The following is a 15,156-nucleotide window of genomic DNA, read 5'->3' on the forward strand; positions in this document are numbered from 1 at the left end:
CGCGCGCCAATGGATCAGGATTGATTGGCCCGAAACAAATGTGGGAGCGGCCTTGCGTCGCGATGCGCCGCGCGGGCGGCGCTCGATCTCACAGGCGCTGAAGGTGTTGTGGCGGGCACATCTCCAATCCAACTCGATCACAAGCCCCCCACCTTCAAACCGCCCTCCCCTGCTTTCTAACAACCCTGGGCAGCGCACGCGCAACAGCCGGAATCCGCAGCACCATCAGCACAGCACCAATAAACGCATAGACAGCCCACTCCCTCAGATCCGAGCGCACGATCCACAGGAAATGCAGCAACCCCAACCCAAGCACCGCATACACCAGCCTGTGCAGCTTCTTCCACCGCGCCCCCAAACGCCGCTGGCTATACCGGTTCGAGGTAACCGCCAACGCCAACAACCCAAGAAACCCCAGCGTCCCCACAATAATGTAGGGCCGCTTGCGCAACTCCACCGCCAGCTGCCCCCAATCCAGCCCGAGAATAAAGAACAGGTAACAAAGGATGTGCAGCACTATATAAGCGAACACCCACAACCCCAGCTGCCGGCGCACCACGATCCACCCCGACCAGCCCGTCAGCTTCTGCAGTGGCGTCATGCTCAAGGTCACCAACAGGAAGGTAAGCGCACCAAGCCCAAGGCGGTCCATCATGATTTTGCCAGGGTCTGGCCCCAGCAAACCCATCGCCGCTTCATATAGCCACCAAGCAGGGAACAGGCACCCCACGGCAAAAATGGCCAGGCGAAACCAGGGGTAGCGCATCAATAGTTCTTCCGCAGATCGAGACCGGTGTACAGCGACGCCACTTCATCGGCGTAGCCATTGAACATCTGCGTCTCCCGCACATTGGGGCTGAACAGCCCGCTGGGTAACCGCCGCTCACGCGCCTGGCTCCAGCGGGGGTGATCGACCGTCGGGTTCACATTGGCATAGAAACCATATTCATCCGGCGCCAACCCCTCCCAGGTAGTACCGGGCTGCTCAGCCACCAGGCTGATGCGCACGATCGACTTGATGCTCTTGAAGCCATACTTCCACGGCACCACCAGGCGCAATGGCGCGCCATTCTGGTTGGGCAGTTCGCGGCCATACATGCCTACCGCCAGGATCGCCAGCGGGTGCATCGCCTCGTCCAGGCGCAAGCCTTCTCTATAAGGCCAGTCGATCAGGGCGAACCCAGAACGCTGCCCTGGCATATGCTGCGGATCCTCCAACGTCTCGAAGCGCACATAACGCGCCCTGGAAGTCGGCTCGACCTGCTTGAGCACCTGCGCCAGTGGGAACCCCAGCCAGGGGATGACCATCGACCACGCCTCAACACAACGCAGCCGATAGATCCGCTCTTCAAGTTGATAAGGCTTGACGAAGTCTTCCAGCGCATAGCGCCCGGGCTTGCCAACCTCACCGTCCACCACAATCGACCACGGCTCGGTCTTCAGGCTGTCGCCATTGGCTGCCGGGTCGCCCTTGTCAGGCCCGAACTCATAGAAGTTGTTGTAATGGGTGGCATCCTTGAACGGGGTGATCGCCTCGTCCTTCACCGTCACCGCCTGCCAGTGCGTGGCAGCGAGCTTGTCAGTGAACCAGGCTGGTGCAGCGCCGGCCTGCACATCGGCATAACGCGACATTTGCGCAGCGCCGACCCTGCCCGGCAATGCGCCCAGCGCCAGGCCGGCCAATGAGCCGCCCAGCAGGGTACGACGGGAAAGATAGATGCCTTCGGGAGTGATCTCCGACGCCTTGCACTCGGAAGACCTGGGAAGCTTGATGAGCATGGGCGGCTCCATAGCACTGGATAACGGATGTACCAGTAAGACTATGGAGCCGGAGGGTTATTCCAGCGTTAAGCAATTTTTACGCTTTGCGCTGGCGCGCCTTCAACAGGAACTGGATCGGCCCCGACGCAGCGTAGGCGAGGAAGATCAGCAGCAGGATGCGCGGTGGGTCGCTGAACACGACGGCAAACACCAGCACCACGGCAAGGATGGCCACGAACGGCACACGCCCCTTGAGGTCCAGCTCCTTGAAGCTGTTGTACTTGATGTTGCTGACCATCAGCATGCCGGCAGCAGCCACCAGCAGCGCCACCAGGAACGACAGCTTGGAGCCCTGAATACCGAAATCGCTGAACGCCCACACGGTACCTGCCACCACACCTGCGGCAGCCGGGCTGGCCAAGCCAATGAAGTAGCGCTTGTCAGCGGTACCGACCTGGGTGTTGAAGCGTGCCAGGCGCAGCGCGGCACCGGCCACATAGATGAAGGCGACCATCCAGCCGACCTTGCCCATGTCACCCAGCGCCCAGCCAAAGGCCAGCAACGCAGGGGCCACCCCGAAGGCGACCATGTCCGACAACGAGTCGTACTCGGCGCCAAAGGCACTCTGGGTATTGGTCATGCGCGCAACGCGACCGTCCAGGCCATCGAGCACCATGGCCACAAAGATGGCGATGGCGGCAAAGGCGAAGTACTTGCTCGCCTCGCGCGGGTCACCGGCACTCAGGGCGCTCTGTGCGCTCATCGAGTTGATGATGGAATAGAAGCCGGCGAACAGGTTGGCGGTGGTAAACAGGTTGGGCAGCAGGTAGATGCCGCGGTGGCGCACCTTGCGGCCTTCGGCGTCATGCCCTTCTTCAACGTGCTCATCGACAGGTAGCAGGCTTTCGGCGTCGGAGGGCGTGTTCGGCTCTTCGGGACGTTCGCTCATAAAGGGTACCTTGCAACAGGATGGAAAATGTTCGACACGGGCCCGCGAAACAGGTTCTGACAGCAGGCCACTGGTCTGCTTTATACCAGAAGCTGACTGCCAGAACGAAAAAACGCGGCCGAAGCCGCGTTTTTCATGTTGCGATGCTACTTAGTTCTTGGCTTTGTCGACGATCTTGTTCGCCGAGATCCAAGGCATCATCGAGCGCAGTTGCTCGCCGATGATTTCAATGCCGTGCGAAGCGTTGTTACGACGCTTGGCGGTCATCGATGGGTAGTTGGTAGCACCTTCGGAGATGAACATCTTCGCGTACTCGCCGTCCTGGATGCGCTTCAGAGCGTTGCGCATGGCCTTGCGGGATTCTTCGTTGATGACTTCCGGGCCGGTGACGTACTCACCGTATTCGGCGTTGTTGGAGATCGAGTAGTTCATGTTGGCGATGCCGCCTTCGTACATGAGGTCAACGATCAGCTTCAGCTCGTGCAGGCACTCGAAGTAGGCCATTTCTGGCGCGTAGCCAGCTTCGACCAGGGTTTCGAAACCGGCCTTGACCAGCTCGACGGTACCGCCGCACAGAACGGCTTGCTCACCGAACAGGTCGGTTTCGGTCTCGTCCTTGAAGGTGGTTTCGATGATGCCGGTACGGCCGCCACCAACGCCAGCAGCGTAGGACAGGGCGACGTTCTTGGCGTTGCCGGAAGCGTCCTGGTAGATAGCGATCAGGTCAGGGATGCCGCCGCCTTTGACGAACTCGGAGCGAACGGTGTGGCCCGGGGCCTTCGGCGCGATCATGATCACGTCGAGGTCCGCACGCGGAACAACCTGGTTGTAGTGGATCGCGAAGCCGTGGGAGAAGGCCAGGGTAGCGCCCTTCTTGATGTTCGGCTCGATTTCGTTCTTGTACAGCGCGCCCTGGAACTCGTCCGGGGTCAGGATCATCACCAGGTCAGCCGCAGCGACAGCGGTAGCAACGTCGGCAACTTTCAGGCCGTGGGCTTCTGCCTTGGCAACGGTGGCCGAACCTTTACGCAGACCGACGGTAACGTCTACACCGGAGTCTTTCAGGTTGCACGCTTGGGCGTGGCCCTGGGAACCGTAACCGATGATGGCGACTTTCTTGCCCTGGATGATGGAAAGGTCGCAGTCTTTATCGTAGAAAACTTTCATGAAATACCCCTGGTTATATCTCGGCCCCTGCGGAGCCATCGCTAATTTTTGAATTTAGATGCTGAGCACTTTGTCGCCACGGGCAATGCCGGTAACGCCGCTGCGCACGGTTTCGAGAATCGATGCAGTGCCGATCGCCTGGATGAAGCTGTCCAGTTTGTCGCTGGTGCCGCTCAGCTGCACGGTGTACACGCTGGCGGTCACGTCGACGATCTGGCCACGGAAGATATCCGTGGTGCGCTTGATCTCGGCGCGCTGGGCACCGGTGGCCTTGACCTTGACCAGCATCAGCTCACGCTCGATGTGAGCGCTTTCCGACAGGTCGACAAGCTTGACCACTTCGACCAGCTTGTTCAGGTTCTTGGTGATCTGCTCGATCACTTCATCATGGCCAACGGTGGTCAGCGTCAGACGCGACAGGGTCGGGTCTTCGGTCGGCGCCACGGTCAGGCTTTCAATGTTGTAGTTGCGCTGGGAGAACAGGCCGACCACACGGGACAACGCACCTGGTTCGTTTTCCAGCAGCAGTGAAATGATGTGCCGCATATCAGGTACGCTCCGTCTTGCTCAGCCACATGTCACGCATCGAGCCATCCTTGATCTGCATCGGATAGACGTGCTCGCTGCGGTCAACCGCGATGTCGATGAACACCAGACGGTCCTTCATCGCAAACGCTTCTTCCAGCTTCGGCTTGAGGTCCTTCAGGCTGGTGATGCGGATACCCACATGGCCATAGGCCTCGGCCAGCTTGATGAAGTCAGGCAGCGACTCGACGTACGAGTGCGAGTGACGACCGTTGTAGGCCATGTCCTGCCATTGGCGGACCATGCCCAACACACCGTTGTTCAGGTTGACGATCTTCACCGGCAGGCCGTACTGCATGCAGGTGGACAGCTCCTGGATGTTCATCTGGATGCTGCCTTCGCCAGTCACGCAGGCAACGTCCTGGTCCGGGAAGTTGAGCTTCACGCCCATCGCTGCCGGGAAGCCAAAGCCCATGGTGCCCAGGCCACCGGAGTTGATCCAGCGGTTCGGTTTGTTGAAGCGGTAGTACTGCGCCGCGAACATCTGGTGCTGGCCCACGTCGGAGGTGACGAAGGCATCGCCATGGGTCACTTCGCACAGGGTTTCGATGACTTTCTGCGGCTTGATGACAGTGCCGTCGCCCTTGTCGTAAGGGAACATCTCGCCATCGCCACGCCATTCGTCGATCTGCTTCCACCAGGCATCCAGCGTCGCCTTGTCAGGCTGCTCGCCGATTTCCTTGAGGATGCCGAGCATTTCGCTGAGCACGCTGTCGACCGGGCCGACAATTGGCACGTCGGCCTTGATCATCTTGGAGATCGACGCCGGGTCGATGTCGATGTGGATGATCTTGGCGTTCGGGCAGAACTTGGCCGGGCCGTTGACCACGCGGTCGTCGAAGCGTGCGCCCACAGCGAGGATCACGTCGGCATTGTGCATGGCCATGTTGGCGGTGTAGCTGCCGTGCATGCCGAGCATGCCGAGGAACTGGCGATCGGTACCCGGGAAGCCGCCCAGACCCATCAGGGTATTGGTGACCGGCAGGTTCAGCGACTTGGCGATTTCGGTCAGGGCTTCGGAGCCACCGCCGAGGATCACGCCGCCACCGGAGTAGACGATCGGGCGCTTGGCAGCCAGGAGCATCTCGGCAGCCTTGCGGATCTGGCCGGAATGGCCACGGACAGCCGGGCTGTAGGAGCGCAGCTTGACCTTTTTCGGGTAGACGTATTCGAACTTCTCGGCCGGGTTGGTCATATCTTTTGGAATGTCGACCACGACCGGACCTGGGCGACCGGATTGCGCCAGGTAGAACGCTTTTTTCAGGACTTCAGGGATCTCGGTCGGGTTCTTGATCATGAAGCTGTGCTTCACGATCGGCCGCGAGATACCAATCATGTCGGTTTCCTGGAAGGCATCGGTACCCACCATGGTGCTAGGCACCTGGCCGGACAGGATGACCATCGGAATCGAATCCATATAGGCGGTGGCAATGCCGGTGATGGCATTGGTCGCGCCCGGGCCGGAGGTTACCAGCACCACACCGGCCTTGCCGGTGGCGCGGGCGTAGCCGTCCGCCATATGGGTTGCCGCCTGCTCGTGACGAACCAGGATGTGTTCCACTTCCGGTTCTTTGAACAGCGCGTCGTAAACATGCAGGAGAGCACCACCAGGGTACCCGTAGATGTGCTTAACGCCTTCGTCACGCAAAAAGCGGACGACCATCTCAGCGCCAGATAAAAGCTCCACGTTGTTCACCTCTAAAACGCCAGAATACCGTCCCTAGTGGACGGGTCTTAATAGGTTTACTGCCAAGCAGAGCATGAGCGAAAACGTCAGCACTGACTGAGCAAGTATTGGGAGCACCCCAGAGTGTTGCGGGGTTTTCCCACCCAGCGCGAGGTAACGCGTTGCGGGGTGTAACAGGTCGGCGCGGGTGTGCACCTCATGATCTGCTTAGCGGGTCTGCTTCTGGCAGTCCCTCTACAGCGGAAGTTGGATTCTTGTGATTCGGCGCTCACAAGTCAAGAAAAATTATTGCCAATTTTTCCCCAAGATGAATTCCTGCCACCACTAAAAATCGCTTCAGCAGCAGAATAAATAAGATTTCCACAAAAAAGGGCCACAATCTGCGGCCCTTGAAGGAAAAACTGAAGAAATCAGGCGGAAGGAGCGATCAATTGGTCAAATGCTGCCAACAGGCGGCGTAGCTCACGACTTTGCTCTGGCCGGTCGGTAAACACAGTCTCGGCCATGACCAGGATGCTGGAGGCGTTGGGCAACGGCTGGCCGAGCTCGATGATGATCTTCATGCGTGGCAGGAAGATCCATTGCAGCCACTGCTCGAAACTGAGGGTATCGACCGCGAACGGCACGGTACTGGCCAGAGCCTCGTCGCTGGGTGGCTCGTCATCCCACCACCCTTGCACCACCAGTTCACGCTCGATCAGCAACAGGTGGTCGGCAATATCCAGAATACGTTGCTCGATCATCACGAATTGACCCGTGCCTTTTGCCGGGCCAGTGCTGCGCCCGCGCTGTCACCTTGTTTTTCGCGGGCCTGGGCGATGGTGTTCCACAGCTCGGCCTGCAGGCTTGGGCGGCCGTTGGCGTAAGTCAGGCCGCGACGCGCCAGTTGCTCGGCCTGCGCCGCATCACCTTGCGACAGGCGTACCTGGGCCAGGCGATACAGCACTTGCGGCTCACGCGGGGCAATGCGCTGGGCACGCTCCAGGCTCGAAGCAGCCCCGTTGAAGTCACCACTGCCCTGCTGGGTCTGCGCGGTGGTCAGCAGTGCCAGCACCGGGCCGTCCAGTTGCTCGTCGGCCGACAGGCCACCAGCAGCGGTGGTGCTACGCGGAATGCCGGTCGGCGCGCTGGTGCTTGCCGGGGTGTTGTTCATCGCCGCGATGTCGAACGGCTCGTCGGCGATCGGGTTAGGGTTGGTGGTCATCGGCGCCGAACTTACCGGGCCTGTGGTAATCGGGCCCGGCGTGATTGGCGAGGTGCTGATCGGCGCCGCGCCATTGGCAGCCGGGAACGTCTGGATGCCAGAAGCGCCAGCGCCCTGCGGGATCATCACGGTGACGCCGGAGTCTTCGGGCAACGTCTGCGCTTGCGCGGTGCCCGTGTTATAGCCACCCGCCGAGCGGTTAGCCGTCACGCGCTCGCTGTTGGAAACGCGGGTGCTCGAATCGACCACCGGAATATTACCGCGCGGGACGCTGGAGCACCCCTGGAGCACAGCCAACGCCGTCACGGCAGGAAACAGCCACTTGTTCACGTCACACCTCATCAATGCAGCCTGTGCTTAATTCATCCAGCCTTTGACCCAGTCCATGACCGACTCTGCTGGATTCTGCTCGCCGCCACAGGTGGCGCCGGCGGGCGGTTCACTCCCGCGAATATACGGCATCTGCACCGCTCCCGGACAGCTGCCATCAGACCCATGGCCAGTGTAAGGATCGATCCAGGCCTGCACCACGTTGTCCGGCTGCGGCATGTCCAGCGGCAGCGGGTCGGCCTTCTTCATGAAGCTGGTCCACACCTGCAGGGCACCGGTGGCACCGGTAAAGGGGGTTTTGCCGTTATCGTCACGGCCCATCCACACCACGGCCAGCAGGTCCTGGCTGAAGCCGGAGAACCAGCTGTCGCGCGAGTCGTTACTGGTACCGGTCTTGCCCGCCAGGGTCAGCGAGCGCGGCAAGGTGTTGTACACCGAGCGTCCGGTACCTTCGCGCATTACCCGCTGCATGGCGTTCTGCACCAGGTAGATGGCGCCCGGGTCGAAGGTTTGCTGGATCTGGAACGGGTAGCGCTTGAGCGGCTCGCCCTCTGCGGTCAACACACTGCGGATACCGCGCATCGGGGTGTTGAAACCGCCGTTGGCGATGGTCTGGTACATGGTCGCAACCTGCATCGGCGACATGCCACCGGCACCCAGCAGCATGGCCGGGAAAGCTGGCCAGTCGACATTCACCCCCAGCCGGCCAATGGTCTTGATCACATTGGGCACGCCCACTTCCAGGCCAAGCTTGGCGGTCGACAGGTTGTACGAGTTGGCAAGCCCCTGGTACAGGTAGATGGTGCCATGCGGTCGACGGTCATAGTTTTGTGGGCGCCACACCTGGCCATCGGCACCCTTGACCGAAAATGGCTCGTCCTGCACCCAGCTGGTCAGGGTGTACTTGCTCGGCTGCTCCAGCGCAGTCAGGTACACCGACGGCTTGACCAGCGAGCCGATCGGCCGCACAGCGTCGATGGCCCGGTTGAAACCGGCGAAGCCTGCCTGGCGACTACCGATCAGCGCCTGTACCTCACCGGTTTCCGGGTTGGTCACGACCATTGCCGATTCCACCTCGTCAGCACCTTTGCGCCCCGACAGGCGCTTGAAGGTCTCGCTCATCGAGGTTTCGGCCTTCATCTGCAGGATCGGGTCGAAGCTGGTGAAAATACGCAGGCCTTCTTCGGTCAAGTCTTCGTCGCGGTAGTCCTGGCGCAGCTGACGCTTGACCAGGTCGAGGAAGGCCGGGAACGAGCTGTCGGCCAGGCTGCCACGCTTGGTCACGCCCAGCGGCATCTTCTTCGCAGCATCGACTTCCGCCTGGCTGGCCACGCCCTGCTCGGCCACCAGGTCGAGCACCAGATTGCGGCGGGCCAGGGCGCGGTCAGGGTAACGCCGCGGGTTGTAGTAGGACGGCCCCTTGACCATGCCCACCAGCAAGGCGATCTGATGCAGCTTCAGCTCCGAGAGCGGCTGGCTGAAGAAGAACTGGCTGGCCAGGCCGAAGCCGTGAACGGCACGCTGGCCATCCTGACCGACGAACACCTCGTTGAGGTAGGCCTCGAGAATCTCGCGCTTGTCGTAGTGCAACTCAAGCAGCATGGCCATCATCGCCTCGGTCAGCTTGCGGCTGAGGCTGCGTTCGCTGCTGAGGTAGAAGTTCTTCACCAACTGCTGGGTCAGGGTACTGCCGCCCTGGCGCATCGAGCCGGACGAGGTGTTGACCCACATGGCCCGGGCGATGGACTTGGGCGACACGCCGTAGTGGCTGTAGAAGTCGCGGTCTTCAGTCGCCACCAGGGTTTCGAGCAGGTATTTGGGTACCTGGTCGATCTTGATCAGGATGCGGTCTTCGAGGTTTTTCGGGTAGATACCGCCGATCATCAGCGGTTCAAGCCGCACCACGTCGAGGGCCTTGCCGTTGGCAGCGGAAAGGCCCGCCACGTAATCGCCGGAGAAACGCACGCGTACGAACTGTGCCGGCTCCATGCCCTCGTAGAACTGGAAACCACGGGTATTGAGGTCGACGGTATTGCCGTTGACGGCCGCCGCACCCGGGCCGTTGGCCGCGCTTTCACGCCGGTAGCCGAGCGCGTCGAGTTCGGTGAGGAAGTCGGTCTTGCTCAGTTTCTGACCAGTGAACAGCTCCAGCGGCCGGGCATACACCTTGGCCGGGATGGTCCAGCGCTTGCCGGAGAACTTCTCCTGGACAACGGCATCGAGGTAAACCGCGAAGCCGGCAACGATCACCAGGCCTACCAGGCTGAGCTTCAAAGCCCAGCCCAGCCAGGCGCGAGAGCGGCCGGTCGGGCGTTTCTGAGGGGTACGGGGATTTCGGGTTCGGGTCATGGCGGCGGATTATACGCACTTTATAAAGGCTGGGCAGGCGGCCCAGCGGTAGGCAGGGACGGCACCATTGACCATAATGGCGCATTCGAATTCCCTGCCCCCGGAAGGATTTCCCGTGAGCCAAGCACTTATCACTGCGTTGCAGAACCCAGCCCTGTACCCCCACCCCGTGGATGGGTTCCAGCTCATCGAGACGCATATCTCCTGGGTGCTGCTCACCGGCGAGTACGCCTACAAGATCAAGAAACCGATGAACTTCGGCTTCCTCGACTTCACCGAACTGGGCCAGCGCCAGCATTTCTGTAACGAAGAGTTGCGCCTGAACCAGCGCCTGACCGACGGCCTGTACCTTGAAGTACTGCCGCTCACCGGTAGCGTCGAAGCGCCGCAGATCGGTGGCGACGGCGAAGCCATCGAATACGCGCTGAAGATGCGCCAGTTCCCCCAGGAGCAGATGCTCAGCACCCTGCAGGCCAATGGCGAACTGAATGCCGCGCACATCGACCAGATGGCCCGGCAAATCGCCGAGTTCCACCTGCAAACCCCCAAGGTATCCGCCGAACAGCCCTACGGTTCGCCGGAAAGCGTCATGGCGCCGGTCGAGCAGAACTTCGAGCAGATCCGCCCATTCCTCAGCGACAAGGCCGACCTGCAGCAACTGGACAACCTGCAGGCTTGGGCGCGCAGCAGTTTCGAGCGGCTGCAAGGCCTGTTCGCCTCGCGCAAGGCCAATGGTTTCACCCGCGAGTGTCATGGCGACATCCACCTGGGCAACGCCACCCTGATCGACGGCCAGGTGGTGATCTTCGACTGCATCGAGTTCAACGAACCGTTCCGCATGACCGATGTCTGGGCCGACACCGGCTTCCTCGCCATGGACCTGGAAGATCGCGGCCTCAAGTGCCTGGCACGACGCTTCATCAGCCAGTACCTGGAGCTGACCGGCGATTATGAAGGCCTGGAAGTGCTCAACTTCTACAAAGCCTATCGCGCCCTGGTACGGGCCAAGGTCGCGCTGTTCAGCATGCCGGCCAATGCCGATGGCGTGCAACGGGCCACTACACTGCGCACCTACCGCAACTACGCCAACCTGGCGGAAAGCTACAGCGCCATCCCTTCGCGGCTGCTGGCCATCACCCACGGCGTCTCGGCGGTGGGCAAGAGCCATGTGGCAATGCGCCTGGTCGAGGCCTTGGGCGCCATTCGCGTGCGCTCCGATGTCGAGCGCAAGCGCCTGTTCGGCGAACAGCCACAAGACAACGCCGGTCAACTGACTACCGGCATTTATGACCAGGATGCCAGTGCCGCCACGTACCAACGTCTGCATGACGTCGCCGCAACCGTTCTGCGCGCCGGCTTCCCAGTGGTGCTGGATGCCACTTACCTCAAGCATGAACAGCGCCAGGCTGCAGCAGACGTTGCCAGCCAGACCGGTGTACCGTTCCTGATCCTCGACTGCCACGCACCAGAAGCAGTCATCGCCAGCTGGCTGGAGCAGCGTCAGGCCGAAAACAGCGACCCGTCGGATGCCACCCTGGAAGTGATCAAGGCCCAGCAAGCGAGCCGTGAAGCGCTGGATGCGCAGGAGCTGGTGCAGAGCACCCGGGTCGATACCCAGGACGCTGGCAGCATGGACCAGGTGATCGAGCAGGTTCGTCAGCGTTTGCCTGGCCTGTAAGCTCGTCTTTTTCCTGTGCCGGCGATGGGGCCAGAACAGGCTACTTCCCAAGGGCAGCTCATCGCCCCGATGGCAAAAGGCCGCGCATTTCCTAACCCCCGCTACACTCCTCTCTGACCTGCTCGCGATTTATCCTCCAATCCACGTTCAGCCATCGCAAGGAGGCTCGATGAACGATGAATTGCAGCACCTGAAGAACCTTGGCAAGACCTCTGCGCAGTGGTTGCATGCGGCCGGCATCCACAGTGCATCGGATCTGCGCCGCCTGGGTGCGGTGGGTGCATACCAGGCCGTAAAGACACGAGGGTTCCGCGCCTCCAAGGTGCTGTTGTACGCCATTGAAGGCGCACTGCTGGACATGCACTGGAACGATTTGCCGCTCGAACGCAAAGAAGCGCTCAATCAACAACTGGACGCGAAAAACCCTACGCAAAAAAATCCAAAATAATCGTGGAAAGGGGATTGACTACGAAATGAGAATCGTTATGATTATCACAACTGGTCGCGAGACTGGTTGGATAACCTAAGAGCCCCTGGTTCGGACTCTCAGATTATCTCCTCATCAGGCTAATCACGGTTATTGACCCGGCTCTTTGCCGGGTCTTTTTTTGCCTGTAGTTTTTGTGCCGCCTGGCCTGGCCCCGTCAGCGCTCACACTACTGGCGAAACTGCGCGCAATAATCCTGCTCCGGCATCGCCGCCGTGTACCACACGTAATCAGCCTCTCCTGGCTCAACCTGCTCGCCCACCTCGGCCAGCAGCAATACCTTGCTCTCCCCCGACGCGTCCAGATCAGCCAGATGCAAGGGTATGCCCAAGTCCTTGCGCACGTGATAGGCCCCGGCAAACAGCAGCGCCGGCTGCGGCGCCGACAGCAGACGCTCGGCCATGCGCCGATCGCGCTGCTGCTGCACAGCCAGCATCGCCGGCAACTGGCTTTCCGGCAGCATCCCGCAATGCCCGGCGCGCACCTGCTCCAGCAAGGCAGCCTTTACCGCCGGCGCATTGGACTTTTCGCCCGTCAACGAGGCGGGTTGTCGATAGGCTTGGCGCATCTCGCCAGGCGACAGGTTGGCCGCCAGCAGTGGCACTCGCTGCTGCAAAGCCTCACGCACTATCGGCCCGTACAGCTGCCAATCCCAACCGTCCTGCCAGGCCAGCGCCTTGGCCAAGTCTGCCGGTAGGGGCTGCCCCTGAACCTTGTCGACCAGCGCTTGCTGTTCGGGCTGCAGCATTTCAAGCAGGAGGCTGCCTTGGGCACGCTGGGCTTGCAGTGCGCGCAGCAGCCAAAGTTGCAGCGAGTGATGGTCCGGGTTGTCGTGTTTTTCGCCCACCAGCACACGGGGGGTGCCTGCCAGGCGCTGCACCAGTTGCCCAGGGCTGATCACTTGCCCGCTGGCGAGATCGACAATGTGCCCCAGCTGGGCATCCGCGCGACCTTCGCTGCTCTGCCAGGCGGGCAGCGGCGGCAGGCTGGCCTGGCAGCCGCCTAGCGCCAGGACCAGGCAAAGCGAGAAACCTGACAGCACCGGATGACGCATCGGCAATACCTCCATTGATTGCCTACACGGCCCCCTGTAGGAGCGGCCTTGTGTCGCGATGGGCTGCAAAGCAGCCCCGGCAATTCAAGCGGCGGAGCTGAAAACCGGGGCCGCTCCTGCAAGGATCGCCTTAACGCTAGCGGGCGATGATCAGCGGATGCCCACGCTCCGGGTGCGCCTGCACCAGCACATCGATGCCGTACACCGCCCTCAACGCCGCGGGTGTCAGCACCTCTTCGGGCGAGGCAAACGCATGGCTGCGCCCCTGCTCCAGCAACAGGATACGGTCACAGTAGCGCGCTGCCAGGTTCAGGTCATGCAGGATCACCAGCACCGCAGCGCCGCGGTCGGCGAAGCGGCGCACGGACTCCAGAGTGGTGTGCTGGTGCAGGGGGTCGAGCATCGAGGTCGGTTCGTCGAGCAGCAGCGTGGCCCCCTCTTCGCCCGGCCATAACTGCGCCAGCACGCGGGCCAGGTGCACCCGCTGCCGCTCGCCACCGGATAGCGCCAGGTAACTGCGCTCTACCAGGTGCCAGGCATCCGCCGCCTGCAACGCCGCTTCGACAATTTCCGCATCGCGCCGCTGCCCGGTGCCATGAGGCATGCGCCCCATGCCCACCACTTCCTCGACCCGGAACGAGAAACCGAGGCTGGACACCTGTGGCAGTACGGCCAGGCGCCTGGCCCGCTCCTGTCCAGGCCAATCGGTCAAGGGCCGGCCCTGCAGCGTCACCCGCCCACGGTCGGGCGCCAGCTCGCCACACAACACACCCAGCAGGCTGCTCTTGCCGGCACCGTTGGGGCCTAGCACACCCACGACCTGCCCCGGGCTCAGCTGCAGGTTGATGTCGTGCAGCACCTCATTGCTTCCCCGCCGCAGGTGCAGGCCCTCGACTTGCAACATCAGCTGCGCCCTCGTATCAGCAGGACCAGAAAAAACGGCGCACCGATAAAGGCCGTGACAATGCCAATCGGCAACTCTGCAGGTGCCAGCAGCAGCCGCGCCGCCAGGTCGGCGAACAGCATCAGCACGCCCCCCGCCAGCAATGAGGCAGGTAGCACCACGCGGTGATCAGGCCCGGCCAGCAGGCGCACCAGGTGCGGCACCACCAGGCCGATGAAACCGATCAGCCCCGCAGCAGCCACTGCCGCACCCACGCCCAGCGCCGTGCAGAACACCAGCTCGCGTTTGAGGCGCTCCACGTCAACGCCCAGGTGGCGCGCCTCCGATTCCCCCAGCAACAGGGCATTCAGCGCCTTGGCCCGGCGTGGCAGCCATACCGCTACCCCCGCCGCCACCAGCAGCAACGGCCAAAGCCGTTCGTAGCTGGCACCGTTCAGGCTGCCAAGGTTCCAGAACGTCAGCGTGCGCAGGGTGGCGTCGTCGGCCAGGTAAGAGAACAGCCCGACGGCCGCACCACCCAGCGCAGTCATGGCCACACCCGCCAGCAGCATCGTGGCGACGTTGGTCTGGCCATCGCGCCGCCCCAGGCGGTAGACCAGCGCCGTTACCCCTAGCCCCCCGACAAACGCGCAGAACGACAGCAGGTAGGGCGCGAAAGCCTCCGGCATGCCGCCAAACCAGGCACCGCCAACAATGGCGACCGCAGCCCCCATCGCCGCCCCGGCGGCAACCCCCACCAGCCCCGGGTCGGCCAGCGGGTTGCGGAACAGCCCCTGCATGGCCACGCCGGACAGCGCCAGTACCGCGCCCACCGCCAGCCCCAGCAGGGTACGCGGCAGGCGGATCTGGCCCAGGATCATCTCGGCCTGCTGCAGGCCATCAGCCGCAATCGGCAGCCCCAACAGGCGCAAGCCGGCACGCAGGGTGTCGAACAATGGCAGGCTGACCGGCCCCAGGGCCAGCGACAGCCAGACCGCCAACAGGCACAGCAGGCTCAGACA

General features: G+C 62.1%; 14 protein-coding genes. 2 read left to right on the top strand and 12 right to left on the bottom strand.

The genetic code is table 11. The features are described from left to right. Positions 1 to 154 precede the first annotated feature (154 nt). The 9 genes from msrQ to mrcB form a co-directional block, all read right to left on the bottom strand. Entirely contained in the window at positions 155 to 766 is a 612-nt protein-coding gene (gene msrQ / locus AK81_RS25205; protein WP_043203623.1) for a protein-methionine-sulfoxide reductase heme-binding subunit MsrQ, read from the bottom strand. Then, a complete protein-coding gene (msrP, locus tag AK81_RS25210; protein WP_043203624.1) occupies positions 766 to 1,779 on the bottom strand; it encodes a protein-methionine-sulfoxide reductase catalytic subunit MsrP in 1,014 nt (337 codons plus the stop codon). Before msrP ends, msrQ begins: the two co-directional genes overlap by 1 nt. Positions 1,780 to 1,858: 79 nt before the next feature. Next, entirely contained in the window at positions 1,859 to 2,710 is an 852-nt protein-coding gene (gene pssA / locus AK81_RS25215) for a CDP-diacylglycerol--serine O-phosphatidyltransferase (RefSeq protein WP_043203626.1), read from the bottom strand. Positions 2,711 to 2,860: 150 nt separating this feature from the next. Further along, a complete protein-coding gene (gene ilvC, locus AK81_RS25220; protein ID WP_043203627.1) occupies positions 2,861 to 3,877 on the bottom strand; it encodes a ketol-acid reductoisomerase in 1,017 nt (338 codons plus the stop codon). A gap of 54 nt (positions 3,878 to 3,931) precedes the next feature. Beyond that, positions 3,932 to 4,423 carry an acetolactate synthase small subunit gene (gene ilvN / locus AK81_RS25225; protein ID WP_003250040.1) on the bottom strand — a complete coding sequence of 164 codons (492 nt, stop codon included), beginning with the start codon at positions 4,421 to 4,423 and terminating at the stop codon, positions 3,932 to 3,934. A 1-nt stretch (position 4,424) separates the two neighbouring features. After that, complete coding sequence (locus AK81_RS25230; protein ID WP_043203662.1) at positions 4,425 to 6,149, bottom strand: acetolactate synthase 3 large subunit; 1,725 nt, start codon at positions 6,147 to 6,149, stop codon at positions 4,425 to 4,427. A gap of 410 nt (positions 6,150 to 6,559) precedes the next feature. Beyond that, a complete protein-coding gene (locus tag AK81_RS25235) occupies positions 6,560 to 6,892 on the bottom strand; it encodes a YqcC family protein (protein WP_041167876.1) in 333 nt (110 codons plus the stop codon). Next, the gene (locus tag AK81_RS25240) at positions 6,892 to 7,695 is read right to left on the bottom strand and encodes a tetratricopeptide repeat protein (RefSeq protein WP_043203630.1); all 804 of its coding nucleotides are present in this window, start codon (positions 7,693 to 7,695) and stop codon (positions 6,892 to 6,894) included. The genes AK81_RS25235 and AK81_RS25240 overlap by 1 nt, the downstream gene beginning before the upstream one ends. Before the next feature lie 15 nt (positions 7,696 to 7,710). Next, entirely contained in the window at positions 7,711 to 10,032 is a 2,322-nt protein-coding gene (gene mrcB, locus AK81_RS25245; protein ID WP_043203633.1) for a penicillin-binding protein 1B, read from the bottom strand. Between the two features lie 115 nt (positions 10,033 to 10,147). Here mrcB and AK81_RS25250 point away from each other — a divergent pair, with 115 nt between their 5' ends. Together AK81_RS25250 and AK81_RS25255 are read left to right on the top strand one after the other, a co-directional pair. Next, a complete protein-coding gene (locus AK81_RS25250) occupies positions 10,148 to 11,710 on the top strand; it encodes an AAA family ATPase (RefSeq protein WP_043203634.1) in 1,563 nt (520 codons plus the stop codon). A gap of 169 nt (positions 11,711 to 11,879) precedes the next feature. After that, positions 11,880 to 12,158, top strand: a complete 279-nt coding sequence (locus tag AK81_RS25255; protein ID WP_016489141.1) for a TfoX/Sxy family protein — start codon at positions 11,880 to 11,882, stop codon at positions 12,156 to 12,158. Between the two features lie 208 nt (positions 12,159 to 12,366). Here AK81_RS25255 and AK81_RS25260 read toward each other — a convergent pair whose 3' ends face one another. The 3 genes from AK81_RS25260 to AK81_RS25270 form a co-directional block, all read right to left on the bottom strand. After that, on the bottom strand, positions 12,367 to 13,251 hold the full coding sequence (locus AK81_RS25260; RefSeq protein ID WP_043203637.1) for a ChaN family lipoprotein: 885 nt from the start codon (positions 13,249 to 13,251) through the stop codon (positions 12,367 to 12,369). Positions 13,252 to 13,387: 136 nt separating this feature from the next. Further along, a complete protein-coding gene (locus AK81_RS25265) occupies positions 13,388 to 14,155 on the bottom strand; it encodes a heme ABC transporter ATP-binding protein (protein ID WP_043203638.1) in 768 nt (255 codons plus the stop codon). Beyond that, complete coding sequence (locus AK81_RS25270) at positions 14,155 to 15,138, bottom strand: FecCD family ABC transporter permease (RefSeq protein WP_162471788.1); 984 nt, start codon at positions 15,136 to 15,138, stop codon at positions 14,155 to 14,157. The genes AK81_RS25265 and AK81_RS25270 overlap by 1 nt, the downstream gene beginning before the upstream one ends. Between the last annotated feature and the right edge of the window lie 18 nt (positions 15,139 to 15,156).

Source organism: Pseudomonas putida W15Oct28 (assembly GCF_000708715.2).
Classification (GTDB): Bacteria; Pseudomonadota; Gammaproteobacteria; order Pseudomonadales; family Pseudomonadaceae; genus Aquipseudomonas; species Aquipseudomonas putida_R.